The sequence below is a fragment of the Prevotella sp. HUN102 genome, assembly GCF_000688375.1.
Lineage (GTDB): Bacteria > Bacteroidota > Bacteroidia > Bacteroidales > Bacteroidaceae > Prevotella.
In genome coordinates, this window is record NZ_JIAF01000004.1 from 934,095 (window position 1) to 955,530 (window position 21,436).

Sequence of the window (21,436 nt, forward strand, 5' to 3'; positions counted from 1 at the left end):
TATTTTTCTCATCATAGAAAATTCCGAACCATTTTCGGAGCATCAGATTGCGTTTTTCGCTCTTTCCTTATGCAATTATCCGAAGAAAGGTCTGCATTCTTGCGAAGAATGCAAACCGTTTATCGCAAGATTGCAGAGCGTTTGTCGCAAGAATAGAAGGGAAAAATACGTTGAATAAGCGTTAAAACAAGTTCATTATGTCTGTTTTATTATCCTAAATAGGAACCTTTTTTCCGTGTAGGACTGCACAGGTGTATGTCGGGAGAATACATGTCTCTTTTATTCAGCAGGTTGCGATTGCACACGCAAAACTTGCGTATTTGAAAACAAAAAATATTTTATACAAAATAATCGAATTATGGAGCGTGTTTTGTAAAGAATATTCACAACAGACATCTGTATGATAATGTAAACTGTGTCCGGAAGAGTAGGCTTAGATCTGTGATTTTGCAAAATGTGTGCGAAATCTTCCAGTCATCCTATCCTGAACTCGATGTAAAATGGAGTCCGAAATATCCATTCGTGCCGTCTGGGTTGCAAGTATCAGCCTTGTGTCCTCGCTGACTGCGCAGCTATTTGCAAAGAATGTTGCTGGAAAAATAATATTTTTATTTTGCGTTTTCCTATTATTAATGTATCTTTGCAACAGAAATCATACACCTACTTATATTATACAGAACTTCAAAATGATTCTATTTTTCCAAGCGTTCAGTGATACAGTGATTGCGACTGAGATAGACCATCAGCCCAGTCAGGAAGAAATCAGCAAGTTAAGTTGGCTCTACGGAGACGCAAAATTATTAGACGACAAGGAATTGTCGGGCTTTTATTTGGGTCCGCGCCGAGAAATGATTACTCCTTGGAGTACGAATGCCGTTGAGATTACTCAGAATATGGGTCTTAACGGCATTTCGCGTATAGAGGAGTACTTCCCCTCGCAGTCTATGGATGCCAATCCGGACCGGATGATATTCAGAAACTACGACGGATTGGACCAGAACATCTTTGCCGTAGACCTTCAGCCGGAGCCTATCAAGCAGGTAGACGACTTGGAAAAGTTCAACGAGGAAGAGGGTTTGGCACTCTCGCCCGAGGAAATGGAGTATCTCCACAAGGTGGAGAAGGAGAACGGCCGACCGCTGACCGATTCAGAAATCTTCGGATTCGCACAGATTAATTCCGAACATTGCCGACACAAGATTTTCGGCGGCGAGTTCATCATCGACGGAAAAGTGATGGAGAGCAGCCTTTTCGCAATGATCAAGAAGACCACGAAGGAGAATCCCGGCAAGATTCTCTCTGCCTACAAGGACAATGTGGCGTTTGCCGAAGGACCGGAGATTGAGCAGTTTGCCCCAAAGAATCAGAGCACGGCAGACTATTTCCACGTCAAGCCCATCGAGAGCGTTATCTCGCTGAAGGCTGAAACGCACAACTTCCCTACCACGGTGGAGCCTTTCAATGGTGCTGCCACGGGTACGGGCGGCGAAATCCGCGACCGTATGGGTGGAGGTGTAGGCTCGTGGCCTATCGCGGGTACGGCTGTCTATATGACTTCTTACCCCCGACTGACCGACGGACACGGAAAAACGCCTGCATTGCGCGATTGGGAGGAAATTCTTCCGATGCGCGAATGGCTGTATCAGACGCCGCAGCAGATTCTCACGAAGGCTTCCAACGGTGCGAGCGACTTCGGAAACAAGTTCGGTCAGCCGTTGATTACCGGTTCTGTGCTCACTTTCGAGCATCAGGAGAACGGCGAGAAATATGCCTACGACAAGGTGATTATGCTTGCAGGCGGCGTGGGCTACGGTGCAAAGCGCGACTGCCTGAAGGGAGAACCACAGCCGGGCAACAAGGTTGTCGTGGTGGGTGGCGACAACTATCGCATCGGTCTTGGCGGAGGCTCTGTTTCTTCCGTTGATACCGGACGATATTCAAACGGCATTGAGCTGAACGCCATTCAGCGTGCCAACCCGGAAATGCAGAAACGTGCCTACAATCTGGTGCGTGCATTGGTGGAAGAGGACAACAATCCGGTGGTTTCCATCCACGACCACGGTTCGGCGGGACACTTGAACTGCCTGAGCGAGTTGGTAGAGGAATGTGGCGGGAAGATTGATATGGGTGAGTTGCCCATCGGAGACAAGACATTGAGCGCAAAGGAGATTATCGCCAACGAATCGCAGGAGCGTATGGGACTGCTCATAGACGAGAAGCACCTCGACCACGTGAAGAAGATTGCCGAGCGCGAACGTGCGCCTATGTATGTGGTTGGCGAAACTACGGGCGATGCACACTTCTCTTTCGTTCAGGCTGACGGCGTGAAGCCGTTCGATTTGGACGTTGCGCAGATGTTCGGACACTCTCCCAAGACTATAATGAAGGACGAAACGGTGGAACGCAGATACGAGAACGTGTCCTACGATATAAATAATGTGGAGGAATACCTCAAGCGTGTGCTCCAGTTGGAGGCCGTGGCGTGCAAGGATTGGCTTACTAATAAGGTCGATCGTTCCGTTACGGGCAAGGTGGCGCGCCAGCAATGCCAAGGACAGATTCAACTGCCATTGTCCGACTGTGGCGTCGTGGCACTCGACTACCGTGGTAGAAAGGGTATCGCAACGGCATTGGGACACGCTCCGCAGGCCGGTCTTGCAAGTCCGGAAGCAGGTGCGGTGCTCTCTGTTGCCGAATCATTGACCAATATTGTGTGGGCACCGCTGGCTGACGGTATGGACAGTCTCAGCCTTTCAGCCAACTGGATGTGGCCCTGTCGCTCACAGAAGGGCGAGGATGCACGACTGTATAGTGCCGTGAAGGCGTTGTCTGACTTCTGCTGCGCTATCGGCGTGAATGTTCCTACGGGTAAGGATTCGCTTTCATTGACACAGCAGTATCCTAACGGCGAGAAGATTATTTCTCCGGGAACGGTCATCGTTTCAAGTGGTGGCGAGGTAAGCGATATACGCAAGGTGGTTTCGCCTGTCTTGGTAAACGACAAGAACACCCGTCTGCTGCATATCGACTTCAGTTTCGACGAGCAGCGTCTCGGTGGTTCAGCCTTTGCGCAGAGCTTGGGCAAGGTGGGTTCGGATGTTCCTACGGTCAGGGAGGCGCAGTATTTCTGCGACTGCTTCGATGCCGTTCAGGAAATGATTCGCCGTGGATGGATTCTCGCCGGCCACGATATTTCTGCCGGTGGATTGATTACCACATTGCTCGAAATGACTTTCGCCAATCCGGAAGGTGGACTGAAGATAAATCTGCACGACATCGGCGGCAATGACGTTATCAAGAAGCTCTTTGCCGAGAATCCGGGCGTGGTTGTTCAGATTGCCGACGCTCACATCGACGAGGTAATGGCATTCCTTGAGGACAACTGCATCGGCTTTGCGCGCATCGGTTCGCCCGATACGAAGAAGCGCACGCTGTCTGTTACCGATGGAAACTTCAAGAAGGAGTTTGATATCGACGCTATGCGCGAGACTTGGTACGAAACTTCGTACCTCCTCGACCGTAAGCAGAGTTTCAACGGCACGGCAGACGACCGCCATAACAACTACAAGAAACAGGCTGTTGAAATGAGGTTCAACGAGAACTTCACGGGTACGCTCGCACAATACGGCTTGAATCCAAATCGTTGGAAGGAAGCAGCCGACACGCATCAGCCAACACCAAAGGCAGCTATCATTCGTGAGAAGGGAACGAACGGCGAGCGTGAAATGGCTTACTCGCTCTATCTTGCAGGTTTCGAGGTAAAGGACGTGATGATGACCGACCTTATATCCGGTCGCGAGACATTGGAAGAAGTGAATATGATTGTATTCTGCGGCGGATTCTCTAATTCCGATGTGCTCGGTTCGGCAAAGGGCTGGGCAGGTGCGTTCCTTTACAACGAAAAGGCTAAGAAGGCTCTCGATAATTTCTACGCCCGCGAGGATACGCTTTCGCTGGGTATCTGCAACGGTTGTCAGTTGATGGTGGAACTGAATCTTATCAATCCGGAGCACAAGTACCGTTCGCACCTGCTCCATAACAACAGCCATAAATTTGAAAGCAGCTTCCTCAGCCTGAGCATTCCGCAGAACAACAGCGTGATGTTCGGTTCGCTGAGCGGCAGCAAACTGGGTATTTGGGTGGCACACGGCGAAGGCAAGTTCCAGTTGCCTGAATCCGAAGACAAATACAACGTTGTTGCCAAATACAACTACGCCGAATATCCGGCCAATCCAAACGGTTCTGATTACAATGTAGCCGGTATCTGCTCGGCAGACGGCCGCCATCTGGCTATGATGCCGCACTTGGAGCGTGCCATTTTCCCTTGGCAGAACGCTTGGTATCCGCTCGACCGTCGCAATGATGAGGTTACTCCTTGGATTGAAGCCTTTGTGAACGCTCGCAAGTGGGTGGAAGAAAGAATTAAATAATACAGCGTGGGTTCGATGATTTCATTCAAGAATATCAAGCATTGACAACGCCAACTGCATCTAATGGGACACTACGGACGCATCCGGCCCGTTCCTTTTGGATGTACCAATCCGTTGGTGCCGCTCAAACCCTACTCGTAGGGTGTGATAATACCCCACTCGTGGGGTGTGCTGATACCCTACTCGTGGGGTAATAAAAGCACTCTTGACTCATCGAACTCGCATTAACACAAGGACGTTATCAGGAGTTCAGGAAGATTGGACTTTCAATGAGGAATTATTGGCATTGATTCAATGAAACAAGCCTTAGATTCAATGAAGCAAAACCTCGGTTCAATGAAACAAGACTTCAAGACACCGATAACCACAGTCTTAAAATGACGGAAGAAAATAACAAAACAGCAAAGGAGAAAGCTCCCTCTGTTCCACAGAATGGAGGAAGCGATTTCTCGCTTTATTGGGACGCTTTCAAGACGTTCTTCAAAATCGGCGCATTCACGCTCGGTGGCGGATACGCTATGATACCGGTTATAGAGAGCGAGGTGGTGGACAAGAAGCAATGGATTCCCAAAGACCAGTTCCTCGACCTTATTGCCATTGCACAGAGTTGTCCCGGAGTTTTCGCTGTAAACATCAGCATATTCATCGGCTACAAACTGCGCAATGTGAGGGGAGCACTCTGCACTTGTCTTGGCGCGGTGCTGCCGTCGTTCCTCATTATTCTTGCCATCGCCCTCTTCTTCCACAGTTTTATGGAGATTGGTTGGGTAGCGGCAATGTTCCGCGGCATTCGTCCTGCTGTTGTTGCATTGATTGCCGTACCCACATTCAATATGGCAAAGAGCGCAAAGATAACATTTACCAACTGCTGGATTCCTGTGCTCACGGCCTTGCTGATATATGCGCTCGGCGTAAATCCGGTATGGATTATCATCGCAGCAGGCGTGGGAGGCTATCTGTATGGTAAGTTTGTAGTGCCGACAGAATAAAAATGCAGAATAATATGATATTCATTCAACTCTTTTACACCTTCTTTATAATAGGTTTGTTCGGATTCGGTGGTGGCTACGGAATGCTGTCGCTCATTCAAACCGAAACTGTCGTGAACCATCATTGGCTTTCGTCGGCTGAATTTACAAACATCGTAGCCATTTCGCAGATGACGCCGGGCCCTATCGGCATCAATTCCGCAACCTATTGTGGCTATACGGCAGTACACAATGCTGGTTTCGGCACGGCAATGTCGGTTCTCGGGAGTGCTACTGCAACTTTCGCGCTCGTGCTTCCGTCGTTGATATTGATGCTTCTCATCAGCAAGATGTTCCTCAAATATATGAACACGCCCATCGTTCAATCCGTATTTTCAGGCCTCAGACCAGTTGTTGTGGGGTTGTTGGCAGCAGCAACGCTCCTGCTTTGCAATGCCGAGAACTTCTCTGCTCCCAATATCAATCTCTGGCAATTCTCAATTAGTGTGGCATTGTTCGCAGCAACCTTTGTAGGTACGATGTGGTTGAAAATCAATCCTATCAGAATGATTTGCTACGCAGCAGTAGCAGGACTGGTATTGCTCTATTGACAAGCCTTCCTTTATCGCTATTCAGGAAATTAATTTCAACAAAATAACTTATGTTTAATCATCGTAAAATTTTACTTGTGCTCGCAGTAAGCGTCGCTGCATTGGCGTGGGCACAGGCTCCCAATAACACAGGCAGCTACTACGCAAGTGCAAATGGATTCAAGGGCAAGACGCTTAAAACCAAACTCTATCAAATCATCGGAACTCTCCAAGTTACATCTTATGATGGATTGTGGAAAACCTATCATACATCAGACAAGCGTCCAGATGGGAAAGTTTGGGATATGTATTCCAACACAACGAGTTACAGACTCGGCCAAGGCCAAGCCGGCAGCTACTCAAAGGAAGGCGATGTTTACAACCGTGAACACTCGTTCCCAAAGAGTTGGCTCAACAGCCAATCGCCAATGGTCAGCGATGCTATACACGTAGTTCCTTCAGACGGCTACGTAAACGGAAAGCGCAGCAACTGGCCGTTCGGCGAGAATAACGGAGAGAAATACAAGTCGCACAATGGCTTCAGCAAGTTGGGCAACTGCACCACTCCGGGTGGAAGCGGTACGGTGTTTGAGCCGGCAGACGAATACAAGGGAGACTTTGCGCGCATCTATTTCTATATGGCAACAGCTTACGAAGCTGCGATTACAAACTGGAATTCATCCATTCTTCAGAGAGACGAATACCGTCCTTACGTGAAATGGTAGATGGATATGCTGATGCGTTGGGCAAAGGAAGCCCCAGTGAGCCAGAAGGAAATCCTCCGCAACAATGCCGTTTATGCAGTTCAGAAGAACCGTAACCCATTTGTTGATTATCCGAGACTCGAAGTTTATATCTGGGGCGACTCTACCGAGGTGGCTTTCAGCTATGACAACTACGCAAGCCCGATTCCGGCGAATCTCAACGGCATCGGCGGTGTATATCCGGGAAGTGAAAATGCAAATCCAACCGACCCGACAGAGCCTACGACCGACCCAACCAATCCTACCGACCCGACGACAGATACCGACATCCGTGTCTTCAAGAAGGTTACAAACGAAAGCCAGTTGGAAATCGGCAAGCAATACCTCATCGTCTGTGAATCCAAGAACGTGGCTCTGGGCGAGCAGATAAAGGCTAAAAACGAATACCGAAAGCATATCGGCATTACCATCAGCGGCGACCAAATCACTACTGCCGTCGATGCAAACGACAAGCCACATCAGCTCACGTTGGGTGGAAAAGCAGGCGCATACAGTCTTTATGATGCTTCAGAAAAGCAGTATCTGATGATTAATTCCGATAAGAATACGCTGCAAAGTTCTGCTGACGTGTTCAACAAATGGGAAATATTAATCTATAATGGCAGTGCGCAAATCTCCACCAACTGCAGACTTATCAGCTACAACTCCGATGCGCCTCGCTTCGCTTGCTATAAGACGCAACAGAATGTAGTGCAGCTCTACAAGTTCGACCCTGTTGCAACTGCAATCAATAGCACATCAACAGCTCCAAAGACGGCTGACGGCTATGTATATTCCGTCTCAGGCCAGCGCATAGGAACAGCAGAGGCAGTCTCTACTCTTCCACGTGGCATTTACATACTGAATGGTAAGAAGTTCGTTGTGAGATAAAGCCCACGGAAACCACAATAAATAATTCTCCTCATCTTTTGTTTAGCAGCAAGAGATGAGGATTTTCATTTATCCATTGCGTAGTACCTGACAACAAAGAAACAAAAAAGCCACCCTCTGAAAGAGGATGGCTCCGTATTCTTTATAAGCAATTTGCTTACTTAGATCTCCAAAGACCGTGGAGGTTGCAGTATTCGCGGGCGTAAACATTCTTAGCGTCTGTCTTAAACTCAGCAACCGGCTTCTCTGTTGGATCAAGATATTTGCGCAGAACTTCGTTGTTCTCTGTAATCAATTCAATCCACTGTATAGAGTGAGCTTCGGTCATTGGGTGCTCAACTTCGCCAACAGTTACACGATAGCCGCCTTCAATTTTCTCCACTACTGGTACGTGCTTTTCTGTTGCAGCATCTGTTGTGTTCTCTGTCAGCTGCTCGAAACCACAAAGTCCCTTGTCAGAAGATACGAGAACTTCTACCAAATTACCACACTCACTACACTTATATACTTCGTTTCTCTTTGCCATAATAATTATTTTTTTAAATGTTTTTGTATGTTGCAAAGATACATATAAAATCAATACATTGCAAAAGTTTTTGTAATAAGTACAACTTTCCCTTGAACATTTAAACTTTATTTGCATTTAATATCCATTGGAAACGATTTGGCAGTAAGGAATGCCTTGTTTTGCATCAAGGTTTAAAGCACATTACATAATAAATGGGCAGATAGGTAATGCCGTTTTCCACAAAAACACTCCGTTCATTGGAAAACACAAAGGCATTCTTTATGCCATAATGCCTGTTGCTGATGAACTTTGTCAGCGCACTATGCACTGTATAATCCTTGCCAGACTTTATCTCAAGTGGCATAACCGAAAGATGCTCGGTATCATCTATCAGAAAATCCACTTCTCCGTTTTGCTTGTTGTCATAATAAAACAACGAGAAACCGTGTGCTTTCAACTCCTGTGCAACCACCGTTTCATACACAGAACCAAGATTTATACTTGCCGTATCATCGAGAATTGGCTTGGGATTGTTACGATAATAGATGTTTGTGAGCAATCCGACATCATTCAAATAGAGCTTCATCAGATTCTTTCCACTATTCTCTATCAGAGGATAGGTGGGCGTACTGATAGCCTTCACTTCCAAGGCAATGCCCGATGCTACCAGGTATTCGAACTCATCGTCGTAATTAGCCATTCGTTTCCCCACCTTATTCTCTATTTCCTTTGCCACAATGCGCTTCTTTGTTCTTTCCAAATTAGATGGAATTATATCATAAATGCGCTGCACTTTGAGTCGCCTGCTGCTTTCCTGTTCATATTTTGCGGCATCAATACTGTAATTCTTGTAGACAGCTTCCTGTGCCAGACGCATTGTAGAGATATTTTGCTGAGCAACAAAATTATTTACAGCATCTGGAAGTCCGCCGGTAAGAAGATATTTCCGGAAATAATCCATAAGTTTGTTGTGCAGGGATTCGCTCATTTCCCTGCGCTCTTCAAAGTTTTTCCGAATGTTTTCTATTACCAGTTCTCCGACTCCATTTGCCAAAAGAAACTCTTCAAAGTCCAATGGATACATCTGCCTCTGCAAAATACTCCCCAAAGGCAACGAACTGGTCTGCTTCAGGGCTATTCCCAACTGTGAACCACTGGCTATGTATGTGAAACGCTGGTCTTCCTTGAGAAACTTCAATAATGTCAGAAGATGGTCGTATGCCTGTATTTCATCGATAAACACCAGCGTATCGGCTGCATTTCCCATCTTTTCGCCGTGCCTGATACTCAAGGACAAATAGAAATCTTCCACCGTTTTGGCATCAGCAAATATCCTGTTGCCAAGTTTGTCTTCCTCCATATTAATCTCTATATAATTTGAATATAGTTTTCTACAGATATGGCGAATGATAAAAGACTTTCCTATCTGTCGCGCTCCATCTATCAGAAGAATCTTTTCATCTCCTGATTTCAAGTGATTTTCAATCACTTCTCCTATTTTCCGATACAGCATAAATGTACTTTTCCTTAGTTTTTGATACTGCAAATATACACTTTTCCTATAAAATAACCAAGCAAAACATACACTTTTCCTATAAAAACAAGGCTTTTAAAATACACTTTTCCAAAATTAAGGTGCTGATTTGGGAACGCTGACAATAGTATTTTGCAAAATATGAAAGGATATTTTATTTGGGAAATTCAGGAAAAATGATGATATTTGCATTGTGAACAATACGTAAGTTTTCCCAAAACAATAAAAGCTATATGCCACAGAATAATTTTTTCACAATAAGCAAGGAATCGTTTTCTCGCCTGAAAATAGCACTGCTCTGTATATTTTCAGTACTGCTTTTTCGCCAGTTCCGTGGAATTATAATGGAAAAAGGACACTACCACGTCTTGCTTGTCCCATTGCACGCACTTCTGCAAACAGCAATATTCAAGCATCTGACAGACTTTCTTCTGCTCCTTGCCCAGAGCATATTTTACTGTGAGTTCCTGATTCTGTTTCGCAAGAGAGAAAGCAAAGCCCAGTATCTGTGTGGATTGCTTATTGTTCTGCTATTTATAATATTCATTCTCGGTTTCGTCAGCCCTGTGCCGTGGTTCAATACAGGTATTTATCTTCCGAGCATATTCTTCCTTTCAAAGGAAATCATCATCTTGTCGCTTTCCATCTTTTTCATCGTGCTCTTCCGAGGATATGTCAGATTGTCGGGATTTGCCGCTTCAACATCTATCATTCTTCCCAATCTTATCCTTCCCGCGATGGCTTCTTGTGCAAGTGCCAATGCTCTAAACATCCTCGTTGAAGTTATAAATCCGATTACAACGCTTTGTTTATTCCTCTCGTATCTGTTCTGTTTCAAATCGTTTAAGCCAAGGGAATAACTCCCTGTCATCTTGTATCAGGAGGGAGGGCAAGGGAAAGGGAGCAGAAGTTAGTTTCTGTAAATCCTGTTCATTCTGTGTAAATCAATCATTTTTGTAAAATTTGATTACCTGAAAACGTACAAAATATTTCAGCAATTTGGATATATTGACGGCTTTTCCGAACGTTTGAAATTGAACATTTGAAGCATAAAAAACTGTTGTGGGAAAGTGAGATTGTAATCTTGCGACAAACGCATTCTATTCTTCGTATATTTACATTGCATTTTTGCGAAGAATGCAATGCGTTTTTGCGAAGATTGGAATTTGAAAGAGGTTTCTTTGTAAATATTTGTAAATCAGTTGTTTATAAAATGTGCTAATATTTGCTTACCAAAAAGTGTAGTATCAATTTCTTTTGAGTTTAATGAACCTGTGATAATGTATAAAAAAAATCAGCGAAACTCTATGTATGAATAGAGAATCGCTGATATTTTTAAAATATTGATTGTCTTTCTGAGTTATTTATCTCAGTTTAGGATTGACCAGACCGAGGGTCAATGTCAATTCGCCATTGTGGTTCTTAGACTTCAATCTGAGAGGGTTGTCGCCATCGTAAAGGTTTGCACCCTTCTTTGCCACGCAAAGCTCCATCAGAGTTTGAACCTCAGGCAGTTCAAAGATATATTCCTTGTTGAATCTGTCGCCTTTCGCCTTACGGTCGAATACAAGCTGAACCTTGTCGCCTACCTCCAGATTAGGAACCAATTCTGCAACGCCTCCAAAACTGAACACAAGGTTGTAGATGTTCGGTGTAGGATTGCCTTTGCGGTAGATGCGAAGTGTGCTTACACCAACTTCGTTGAGTGTGCCCTCCGGAGTGAAGAGAGAGTTGGGAGAGAATGTCAGCGTGAAGTCAAGTTGATTGTCCTTGAAGCGGTCTTTGTTCTGTCCACCCTTGTGGTACTTGGAGTAGATGGCAGTCTTGAACGGCTTGTTGGTACCCAGCTCACGAAGTTTGTAGGCAATAGGAGCACCGGGGTTCTGGCGACTGAACTTTGCACCTTCCGACAAGAGCGTCGCAACCTGCTTGATATCTGTGATGGCGCGTGCGCTCAGCTGTGCGTCGCCACCCAATACGCGTGCGGTAATCTTGGAACTCTTCTTCAATTCGTTGAAAGCTGTTTCCGCTTCCACTCCTACACCGCCTGAAAGGAAGGATGCCTGTATCTTTGCTTCGGCGTCAATCTTCTTCAGTGATGTCTCTATACCGAGGAGGAAGACGCGTCCCATCTTGATGGAAGATACATAGATGGGCTTTTCCTTGCCCAATTGCTGCTCGTATTCGTTGTCGGGCACCGTGATGAAATCTGCCGGAGTGCGTGGACGGTCCACGTCGATGGTATAGAACACCTGCTGTATCTTTACGAGATAGCGGTTCTTGTCGTCCTTATACTCGAACAAACCCTTTCCCTTGAACGAATTGCCTGCACCGCTGTAATTGATGCCGAGTGCAATTCTCAAGTGCTCTTCGTCGTAGATTTCCTCGGAAGAGTAGGTAATGTTTGCAGGAGGTGCGTCGTATTCCTTCGTCAGCAGCTTGCTGATACCGGCGCGGACGCTTGAGAGCGTCGGTTTATCGACCGTAACCACAGAACTTTCCTTACCCAGAAGTGTGGTTGAGAGTGTGATCTTCCACTTCCTTCGCCTGTTCGTATTCTTCTTCCAATGCGGCTGAAGCGCGTGTCTTCGGCAAAGCCTTGAAATAGGCAGGTGTAGCACCCGGTACTGCACGTCTTTCCTTGAACGGACTGATTTGATGTATCGAAGGTAAACTGTACACATATTCATTAAGATCTTTCTTGGTGTCTTGCTTCACGTTGTCATCGATTATGTCTTGTGAGCAAGATGAGAATAACATCACGCCGCAGCTCATTGCGGCCATCGCTTTCATTAGCATCGTCTGTTTCATAATGTAGCCTTTCTTTTAGTAATTAATTTTTCTTTTGTTTATAAGCTAAATGCAGATGTTGCGGTTTTACTGCACGAAACATCTTGCTTTTAATATATATATAACATTTTGGCACTCTGATTCTCCTTATACGATGCTTGATGGGTAACTTAATAATGTACTGATTGAAGTTTGACAATGCCATAAAAATAGGCTGAACTCCTTGAATTGGAGTTCAGCCTTCTGTCGCTTTTCGTTTTGATGCAATACGTTTGTTTTGTCAGCGATAGCACACATCGCTATCTGAGCGCAATGATATTTCTATATTGCATCCTTGCTATTGTTATTTTACAATGACTTTCTGAGTCTTGCCATTCTTGTACTTAACAATGTTCACACCCTTTTGTGGAGCATCAAATTTCTGACCTGCGATGTTGTAGTAAGCTACGATTTCATTTTCTTCGCCTATTGTTGCGTTCTCAATACCAGTAGCAGCAACCACCTTAGCCTTATTTGTCTGATTTACTACGAGGTTGTTTACTGTAATTGATGGGTCGCCCAATTTAGGAGCCACAAAAGCGATAACGTTCATATTCTCCGCTTTATATTTAGCAGGGATAGTATAAGTGAATTTGCTTTCAAAGTTGTTTCCACTCCAAGTAATGTTATCACCCTTGACATCTGTGAGACAATCGCGGAATACGTTGTTGTGAACGTAATCAGGAATCCACTTACCATTATCAAGCTGTCTTTCAACGATACCGTCTTCTGTTACATAAACATAGAGTGAGTAGTTCTTAAGCAATTCAGCTGCTCCCTCAACACCTGTACCTTTCACATTGATAGCCAATTTGTTGTCCTTTTCGTTTGCAGTCAAGTCGATATTCACGAATGCAGGTGCCTGCTGCTCTTCCTGTGCAAATATCTGGCTAAAGTATTTGTAAAGTTCCTCATAATATTTCTGATCAAAACCAATTCCTGCTACAAGAGAGTTTGCGATGACCATTCTGTCGAATGACGCTGATGGGAAACTTGTTGCATTGAGCAATTCCTGTATTGCCACAGTTTTTTCTGTCTGCATTGGATCATCAACATTCATTTTGCAATGGATAGCTATCCAAGCTAAATCCTTACGCTGGTCTTCCAACTTCTGCAAGAACTTAGAACCTAAAGGACACCATGTGCATCCGATAGCAGTAAATTGCTCTACAAGATGTTTTTGTCTCTTAACTGCCTCTTTATAGATGTTTATTTTTGACTCGTAAGCATCGTTTTCTGTATTGCCGGTTGGAGCTTGATTGTCTACTTTTGAAATGTAGAATTTAATCTTATGCTCGCCCAAGTTCAATCCTGTTGTTGGGAATTCGAATACATCGTTTCTTACTTCTCCTGTTAAAGCACCTGTCTTCTGCTGTTCTTTTACTATCTTATTGTCGATTTCGGTTACCAAAGTATAGGAATTGATAGGCTTGTTACCAAAATTGCTGATTTCTATTGTAACTTTCTTATTGTTTTCAGCCTTTGAATACCCGTCGAATGTGGCACTATGAAGAATAATATCCTTTTCTGGATAATTCTTTTCCACGATTGCCTGAACACTAAGGTTGCCGTGCTCTGTTGAACCAAATTTGTACCATTTGCCTTTCATATTAACTACTGTCTCAACGATAGTTCCTTCCTTTATCAATGAAATTGGGAAACAATCCGTTGTCTGACCTTGCTTCTGTGTATAGGTGTATCCCAACATAAACCCATCAACATCCTTGAGCTTAATTGTGTAGGGAGTTGAGAAAGTAACATCATTCCAACCTTTTTTAGTGGTTGCAAGTTCTTGTTTAGCTACTTCGGTGATTTCCGGATTTCCATTAACAATCTTAATGGTAAACAGTTTAGCTGTAATGGCACCAACACCATCAGATGCCAGTCCTACACGCATACCGATAACTTTTCCTTCATCATACGAAGTCAAAATTTTCTGATGAACCTCTGTGGCAAGGGTCAGTTCGCCCGGAGCTGATGTAAAGCCCAATCCTTTTTCAGCTACCGTCTCGCTTGAGTAGTTACCCATATAACGCTGGTTTTGAGCCAAATTAGCTTTTGCAGCTTTACTTTTGGCTGGAGCGTAGTTTACGGCACTTTTAGCTTTAAGGCTACTGAGGTTTGCCTCTTTCAATTTTAAGCTACTGCTCTGTGCGATAGCCATGACTGCCAATGCAAATGCAGCACAAGATAATAGAATTCTTTTCATTTGTTTTTTTGTTTGGTTAGTATTTCGGTTATCTAATAATTGTTGTCTATTTGGTGTTTTAGTAGTCTTTATGCCAATAAGACTTGATTAACAATGGGGTTTGTTTATAGTTCTGTCAGGTCATAAAATTTACTTGGATTTAATGCTGTTGTGCTTTAAATTTACGAGTATTATACGACTAACATCGCAAAGATAGAAAAAAAAATCGAAATAACTATTATTTTAAAAGTTTTTTTTAAAAAAATCCTTTAGATTTTAAAGTAATGAGTTTTGCAAATGGGCAATATCTTATAATTTATAAAAATAATGCAAAACAAAAACGGAGATTTTTCAGTGCGCTTTTGACCTCTATGCCAAGTTGTGAGAAATCTATGCAGTCTGTAAGTGTTTGAGAATCAGTAGATAAATTGTGCGTTTCCATTTTTGCGAAGAATGCGTTGCAATCTTCGCAAAAATAGGATACAAACGTGCGAAGATTGCAACGCATTCTTCGCAAGATTAGAAAACGTGTCTTCAATAGCTCGAAACCGTGCTTACATACCTCCAAGTTTAGGGTAAGCTCGTTCCCGGAGAAGTGAGATAGGCAAATAAATAGATAAACTGCCAAAAAACTGTTGTATGCTCAGAAGCTAACGGGATAGTTTGAGGATTTTATGCTGAAAGGATTTACTGCTAACGAGAAATTATTGATAGAAAACTATATCTGCAATATGATTTATTGTAGCTGTTTTACGTCCTAAACTTGAAATGGAAACAAATCTTTTTGCAAATGACAGTTACACCTTATTTATATATAGCTTTTCTGCCAATCCTTGCGGCCATCTTCAGACCACATTTTATAAATTGGGATATAGAATTTCATTCAAAATCGCCTTCTTTCCCTCACTTTCTTTTCTTCTATGAAAAAGCATGTTTTTTAGAGAGTTTAAAATAAAATATGGTATAAATATACCAATTACATATCAATAACCACCCTGTACTGTTAATTTTTTAAAAATATAAGATAAAAATGAATAGTTAATCAAAATATCTTTGTAAATTTAGACAAACTTCTGAATCATTAACTTTAAATGATTCTTGAAAATCGCAAACAATAACCTAAAATTATAATCTAAATGATTATCCAAGTAAAACATTTTAAATATTAACTTAAACAATAATCATTATGAAGAAAAGACTAATCTCAAATGTCTTAACTGCCATAATGGCAATGGGCTTCTCGCAAGTCCATGCGCAGACGCAGCTTGTGGTTACGCCACATTCGGGTGATGTTGGCAAATATGCCATAACAGACATCCAGAAGATAACTATCGCTGCTGATGGTTTGCACATCGTGGGAAACACTTTCGCAGTAGAACCCGTGTGGAAATTATCTGCCATTAAAACTATCAGTTTTGTTAAAACAACAGATGGGATTGAGACTGTAAGTGATCGCGGAACAAGTGGAATAAAAATATTCCAACGAGGCGAAATGCTTTACGTCAATGGATTGGACGGACAAGCAAATGTTGCAATCTACGACCTTAATGGTCAGACAATGCTATGCGCTACAACCGTTAACGGAGAAGGCATTGACATTTCAAACCTGACACGTGGCGTATTTATTCTTAAAGTTAAAAACACAACCTTTAAATTTATAAAGCAATGAAAAAAAATATATTCCTCTGCCTTATGATGGCAATCTTCAGTTTGAATACATTTGCTCAAACAGAACCAAACAGATTGGTAGTATTGGATAAGAATAAAGTCCAGAAAGGATTTATAGTTGATCAAGTTGATAACCTTTTCTTCGCAACCGTTGAAGGACGCGTTGCAGCCGAGGTTACCTACAAGGACTTCAAGAGTGGAGCTACGGGCGATACACTTTGGCTCGCACTGCAAAAGACACCGGCTTGTGTGTCATACAAGATTGCTTGCATCCCTCAGACAATTTCAAGTAGGATTACTTCCGATGAAATCGCTGTTTCTTACTTTAACAGCACTAACCCACCTATGCAGAGCGATGAGTTCACAAATGCACAGATGACTGGTTTTGCAGAACCATTTAAGGATAACACTCCTTATACTATCATTACGCTCGGTTACGACAAGTATGGTGTTGCCTGCAATATGTCAAAGGCTGAATTTAAGACTCCGCGCAAGCCACTCGTTGGAACACCTGAGGTAAAGGGACAGAGTGTGGAAATAACAGCTACTACTGCAAAGCTTCAATTCACAGCCAACAAGGACGTTAAGGGTTATGCTATCTGTATCTTCCCTAAGGGTAAGGCTGAAGAGCAGTTCCAGCAGTTTGGTCCTATGATGAGATTGAGCAGCATGGGCGATATGATCAAGCAGTTTGGTATCAAATGCACTGGCGAATTTACTTACGAATGGACGGGCTTGGCTCCTGACACGGACTATGAGGTTTATGTTCAGGCATGGGACGTAGCCGATACTTATGCTGATATGGTTATCATTCCTGTTAAGACAAAGAAACTTGGCGGTACGGGTGTTGCTCAGGTAAGTATCGAAATTAAAGAATTTGCAAAGAGAGGCGAAGGATACTATCAGCGGGTAATTTACACTCCAAACAGCGAATGCTCATTGCACAGAGATATTATCATTGAAAAGAAGGCATTTGACAAGGCTGATATGGGCGAGGCAGGTGTAACAGCATTATTGAAGCAGGACTATCCGAAAGATCCTTATTGGAATCAGTATGGTGTTGATAATGCAACTTGGAATGCTGATCCTAACACAGAATACTACGCTTGCTCTATCGCAAAGAATGTTAATGATGAGTGGGGGCCGCTCGTGAAGGTAGCGTTTACAACAGGAGCTGGCGAAGCAAAGGGCAATGTTGCTCCGACACGCATCGTTCAGGGAACTTCTTATGGTGTTACCCAGTTTCCTATGATTAAACTTGCCGATAGGGTACAGGCAAAGTTCCAGATGATTGAAAACGCAAAGTAAACTAAACACGAGTTCGACGATTTTATAGTTTCAAATATATATGAATATTGCAAACTGAAAATCGTCGGACTTTCAAATACCAAACACATAAAATAACGTGAGTTCGACGAATTATAAGTCTTTGTAAATTTGGTGATTAGCGAAATTTGTTGTAACTTTATAGTGTTGAAATACAAAGAATTACAAACAAAAATAGCTATGTTCACCGAAGACAAAGTTACGGAAATATTTTGTATTTCGGATAAACTGCTGCTCAGAAAGAGGGCTATCATAGAAACGGTAAATGATGAGCTCAAGAACATTGCACAGGTAGAGCACTCCAGGCATCGGTCCTTTGACAATTTTATCGTCAATTTATTGGGGGCCATCGCTGCCTATTGCCTGTTTCCAAAGAAGCCGTGTATCAATGTACAAAGGACATTGGACACACAGCTTGCTTTATTCTGAATTCGTCGAACTCACGTTAAAATAGCAACACAAGCACAAAGAGACTTTTATATAAGAAATATTTAATTCTATTTTATCTTTAAATTACGATTCAATTATGAAAATTAATTATCTAAAAACCTTTATGCTCTCGCTGTTCTCCGGAATATTCACGATGGTGGGAGCACAAAATGCAAGTCAAGTACCGAACCGGTAGATGAAGGGAATCCCACTCGCCTGCCGATTGCGAAAACCGTAAACCCCAAAGGTGTGCTGATGTATGGTGTAACCTATATGGATTGGACAAACGGACGCAATTATGTAAGCTTTTACAGTAACACAGAAGAGGAAATTAATCGTCTGTGGAATGTAGACCCGAACTTTTCCGGAAACTTCAATGTGTACGGTATCCGTGCCGGAGCGATGTGCGAAGATGGTTACTATGGCTATCTGGTTAGAATGTATACAGGTTATCCAGAACAGCCTGATGCTTTCGTAAAAGTGGATTTCCAAACTCAAAAGATTGATACGCTCAACGTTTATCCGGAAATTTCCGAGAAATGGGAATGGATTTATGATATGACCTACGACCCTACGAACAAGAAGGCTTATGGTATCGGACGTTTGCTGACCGATAAGAATGAGGCTTTCTCCTCTCTCTACACCGTAGATATTACAAATGGTGGCTTGACAAAGGTAGCCGACCTTGATTTCTACGCATGGGCTTTGGCAAGCGATTACGAAGGTAATCTCTATGCTACGAGAGGTATTCCTAATGCGCAGGGAGAATATTATCAAGTAGAATTGGTAAAACTCAATGCCAACAATGGATACAAGGCTGAAAAAGTAGTTACTTTGACATACTACGGAGCTGATATCAAGCCCATCTTATACCATTCTATGGAATTTGATCATTCCACGGGCGATCTTTGGTATTTGTTCAATAATGCCAACTCTTCACGGAAACTGATGAAGATCAATGTGAAGACAGGCGAATACAAGGTTACAAGAAGTTTGGCATACGACTTGATAGTTGGTTTGACCATTCCATACGAGAAAGCTGATTCTCGTGAAGCTGCCGGTAGGATTACTGATTTAACCTGTGTCCCCGGTGAAAATGGTAAGGTGGAAGCAACTTTAAAATGGACGAACCCTGCCATTAATTGGAAGGGAGACAAACTGACTGAACTGAAATCTATCAAGATCAGCCGTGGCACAAGAGACAATGTCATCGCTACCGTAAATGCCACAGGTGTGGGCAAAGCTCAAACTTGGGTGGACAATACTGCAAAGAACGGCTACAATACCTATTATTTAACTACTTATCGCAAAGACAATGAGAAAGGCTTGACGGATAGTATTACTGCCTTTATCGGTGTTGATGTTCCCGGAATGCCAACCGACGTCGTGCTTACAGCTACTGGAACTACCGGGACAGTTACATGGAAAGCTCCTGAAGTGGGCAAGAACGGTGCGTGGATTGACAAGGCTTCCTTGAAATATCGTGTAGTCCGCTATCCAGGAAAGATAACTGTTGCTGAAGCAACAACTGAAACATCTTTCACTGAAAAGTGCGAAGAGCGTCAAAGCTACTCTTATGAAATCACGGCTTTCAACAATGCAGGTGAAAGCGAACCGGCTGTTTCAAACGTTCTTCCTTTCGGAGAAGGCTTTGCAATTCCTTATACCAATGATATTCGTACTCTTGAAGACTTTAATCTTTGGACTTCCATTGATGTGAATGGTGATGCAGACGACGAGGGAGCTGAATGGAGATGGCAGCCGGAAGATGATAAGGCTATCTATAATGGCGGTTTCTGCAACAACAAAGCAAATGACTACTTGATGTCTCCTCCTTTAATGCTCAAGAAAGGCAAGAAATATCTCGTGAGATTCAAATATCAGTCTTCTTCTTGGATTGACACAAAAGAAAGCTGGGAAATTGGTGTAAGCCAGACTGTGGATCCTGCTTTGATTTCAGAGAAGTTCAAGAAGGTTTATGAAAGAGACAATATTCATACTATTCAGTATGTCTATGATGACGAATGTATCTTCACATCCGATTTCGATGGCGAAGGATATGTTGGCTTCCACGTTACCTCTGATCCTATGATGGGTTGGATTACCGTGCGCAATTTCTCTATCCGTGAGTACACTGATAAAGATATAATGGTAAAAGACGTTACCGGTAATACATTGGTAAATCAAGATAAGGAAACAACGGTAAATGTAACTGTATATAACAGCGGAAGTGCTGCCGTTCAAGATTATAAAGTGAAACTGATTAATCAGGAGACCGGCGAAGTAATTGAAGAAATGTCTGGTCTTCCACTTGAACCAAAGCAGACGGAACTCATTCCTGTTTTGTGGACTCCAACAGAGCAGCAGCAAATAAAGATTACCGCTGAAGTGGAATTGGAAGGCGATGCTTATCCACTTGACAACAAGACTGACAGGTTTATTGATGTGAAAGTACAGGAAACGGATGCGCTTGACTGGATTTCTCTTTATAGCAGAAAAGACAATAATGGCTGGACGGTACCTTTCTTTATGCACTTCAATTACAACCAGAACCAAGTGCTTTATTTAGCAAGAGAGCTCCAAAGCAAGAAGAACATACAGCTTACTGGTATGCAGCTTGTTTATGTCGGCAAGCCGGGTGGTGATGTTCTGATTGATATCCCTGTTCGCATCAGTTTGATGAACAGTCAAAAGACCAAACTGGATCCTACTAAGGACTTTATGACAACTGGTTGGACCAATGTGTTTGACAAAGAAATCTGTGTAGATCAAGTTGGTGATGCTTGCACCGTGGAACTTATGTTTGACAAGGCTTTCGATTATAATGGCGAAAACCTTATGGTGAACTTTGAAAAACGTCCGGGCAGAGTGAGAGCCAACGATGATAATCACCCAAGTTGGTGGTTCTATGACAACCGAAAGGGTGAAAATCGTGTTCTGTGTTACAGAAGCTCAAGCGAAGGCGACATCGACCTTGAAGCCGTTGGTGTTTACGAGTTCTTGCCATTCGTTCGTTTCTCTTATAAGGAAGCAGGAACAAGCGGAATCAAGACTATCAGTACATTGGACGTACCGGCTCAGCTGATAGGCCACACTATCTATTTGCAAAAGACTTGCGACAGAGCTGAGCTCATTTCAACCTCAGGTGCTGTGGTTGCAAGAGTAGAGAACGCCGCCGAAATGAATGTTGCTAATGTTGCCAATGGCATCTATTTGCTGCACATCACTTCTGAAGGCAAAGAGGCTACTGTCAAAATGATTATTAAGTAAATTCCAATCAAACAAGAGTGTACCTGTAAATCAATAGCAGGCACACTCTTGTGCTTTTTCTG

The 21,436-nt window shown here is 43.2% G+C and carries 13 protein-coding genes and 1 pseudogene; 9 read left to right on the forward strand and 5 right to left on the reverse strand.

The window, feature by feature from the left end; translation table 11 throughout:
- The first annotated feature begins 686 nt into the window (after positions 1-686).
- The 4 genes and pseudogenes from purL (at position 687) to P150_RS17115 (ending at position 7,622) form a co-directional block, all read left to right on the forward strand.
- The gene (gene purL, locus P150_RS0108855; protein ID WP_028897370.1) at positions 687-4,430 is read left to right on the forward strand and encodes a phosphoribosylformylglycinamidine synthase; all 3,744 of its coding nucleotides are present in this window, start codon (positions 687-689) and stop codon (positions 4,428-4,430) included.
- 377 nt (positions 4,431-4,807) lie between these two features.
- On the forward strand, positions 4,808-5,419 hold the full coding sequence (locus P150_RS0108860; protein ID WP_028897371.1) for a chromate transporter: 612 nt from the start codon (positions 4,808-4,810) through the stop codon (positions 5,417-5,419).
- Between the two features lie 14 nt (positions 5,420-5,433).
- Positions 5,434-6,009, forward strand: coding sequence for a chromate transporter (locus tag P150_RS0108865; protein ID WP_028897372.1), 576 nt, complete (start codon positions 5,434-5,436; stop codon positions 6,007-6,009).
- Between the two features lie 50 nt (positions 6,010-6,059).
- A pseudogene (locus P150_RS17115) lies at positions 6,060-7,622 on the forward strand (endonuclease).
- Between the two features lie 157 nt (positions 7,623-7,779).
- Here P150_RS17115 and P150_RS0108875 read toward each other — a convergent pair.
- A complete protein-coding gene (locus P150_RS0108875) occupies positions 7,780-8,148 on the reverse strand; it encodes a desulfoferrodoxin family protein (protein WP_028897373.1) in 369 nt (122 codons plus the stop codon).
- 166 nt (positions 8,149-8,314) lie between these two features.
- The gene (locus P150_RS0108880; protein ID WP_028897374.1) at positions 8,315-9,643 is read right to left on the reverse strand and encodes an ATP-binding protein; all 1,329 of its coding nucleotides are present in this window, start codon (positions 9,641-9,643) and stop codon (positions 8,315-8,317) included.
- Between the two features lie 365 nt (positions 9,644-10,008).
- Between P150_RS0108880 and P150_RS0108890 the strand changes: the two genes are divergently transcribed.
- Entirely contained in the window at positions 10,009-10,524 is a 516-nt protein-coding gene (locus P150_RS0108890) for a hypothetical protein (protein ID WP_155952981.1), read from the forward strand.
- A 504-nt stretch (positions 10,525-11,028) separates the two neighbouring features.
- Here P150_RS0108890 and P150_RS16275 read toward each other — a convergent pair.
- The 3 genes from P150_RS16275 to P150_RS0108900 form a co-directional block, all read right to left on the reverse strand.
- Positions 11,029-12,156 (reverse strand): thiol-activated cytolysin family protein, encoded by a 1,128-nt coding sequence (locus P150_RS16275; RefSeq protein ID WP_051617611.1) that lies wholly within the window; start codon positions 12,154-12,156, stop codon positions 11,029-11,031.
- Positions 12,157-12,166: 10 nt separating this feature from the next.
- A complete protein-coding gene (locus P150_RS17825) occupies positions 12,167-12,475 on the reverse strand; it encodes a hypothetical protein (RefSeq protein ID WP_197018070.1) in 309 nt (102 codons plus the stop codon).
- Positions 12,476-12,797: 322 nt separating this feature from the next.
- Positions 12,798-14,702, reverse strand: a complete 1,905-nt coding sequence (locus P150_RS0108900; protein ID WP_028897376.1) for an Omp28-related outer membrane protein — start codon at positions 14,700-14,702, stop codon at positions 12,798-12,800.
- A gap of 1,165 nt (positions 14,703-15,867) precedes the next feature.
- Here P150_RS0108900 and P150_RS0108905 point away from each other — a divergent pair.
- The 4 genes from P150_RS0108905 to P150_RS0108920 all read left to right on the forward strand — a co-directional run bounded on the left by P150_RS0108905 (position 15,868) and on the right by P150_RS0108920 (position 21,374).
- On the forward strand, positions 15,868-16,350 hold the full coding sequence (locus P150_RS0108905) for a T9SS type A sorting domain-containing protein (RefSeq protein ID WP_028897377.1): 483 nt from the start codon (positions 15,868-15,870) through the stop codon (positions 16,348-16,350).
- Positions 16,347-17,657, forward strand: a complete 1,311-nt coding sequence (locus tag P150_RS0108910) for a hypothetical protein (RefSeq protein WP_028897378.1) — start codon at positions 16,347-16,349, stop codon at positions 17,655-17,657. The genes P150_RS0108905 and P150_RS0108910 overlap by 4 nt, the downstream gene beginning before the upstream one ends.
- 162 nt (positions 17,658-17,819) lie before the next feature.
- The gene (locus tag P150_RS0108915) at positions 17,820-18,104 is read left to right on the forward strand and encodes a transposase (protein ID WP_255327171.1); all 285 of its coding nucleotides are present in this window, start codon (positions 17,820-17,822) and stop codon (positions 18,102-18,104) included.
- Positions 18,105-18,359: 255 nt separating this feature from the next.
- Positions 18,360-21,374: a T9SS type A sorting domain-containing protein gene (locus P150_RS0108920; protein WP_028897379.1), complete on the forward strand. Its 3,015-nt coding sequence runs from the start codon at positions 18,360-18,362 to the stop codon at positions 21,372-21,374.
- The last annotated feature ends 62 nt before the right edge of the window (positions 21,375-21,436 follow it).

Bases quoted from the DNA above. Each gene is read 5' to 3' on its own strand.
- P150_RS0108910 (WP_028897378.1), top strand. From the start codon at position 16,347: ATGAAAAAAAATATATTCCTCTGCCTTATGATGGCAATCTTCAGTTTG.
- P150_RS0108890 (WP_155952981.1), top strand. From the start codon at position 10,009: ATGGAAAAAGGACACTACCACGTCTTGCTTGTCCCATTGCACGCACTT.
- P150_RS0108865 (WP_028897372.1), top strand. From the start codon at position 5,434: ATGATATTCATTCAACTCTTTTACACCTTCTTTATAATAGGTTTGTTC.
- P150_RS0108880 (WP_028897374.1), bottom strand. From the start codon at position 9,643: ATGCTGTATCGGAAAATAGGAGAAGTGATTGAAAATCACTTGAAATCA.
- P150_RS0108900 (WP_028897376.1), bottom strand. From the start codon at position 14,702: ATGAAAAGAATTCTATTATCTTGTGCTGCATTTGCATTGGCAGTCATG.
- P150_RS0108860 (WP_028897371.1), top strand. From the start codon at position 4,808: ATGACGGAAGAAAATAACAAAACAGCAAAGGAGAAAGCTCCCTCTGTT.
- P150_RS0108875 (WP_028897373.1), bottom strand. From the start codon at position 8,148: ATGGCAAAGAGAAACGAAGTATATAAGTGTAGTGAGTGTGGTAATTTG.
- P150_RS0108905 (WP_028897377.1), top strand. From the start codon at position 15,868: ATGAAGAAAAGACTAATCTCAAATGTCTTAACTGCCATAATGGCAATG.
- P150_RS0108920 (WP_028897379.1), top strand. From the start codon at position 18,360: ATGTATGGTGTAACCTATATGGATTGGACAAACGGACGCAATTATGTA.
- P150_RS17825 (WP_197018070.1), bottom strand. From the start codon at position 12,475: ATGAAACAGACGATGCTAATGAAAGCGATGGCCGCAATGAGCTGCGGC.
- purL (WP_028897370.1), top strand. From the start codon at position 687: ATGATTCTATTTTTCCAAGCGTTCAGTGATACAGTGATTGCGACTGAG.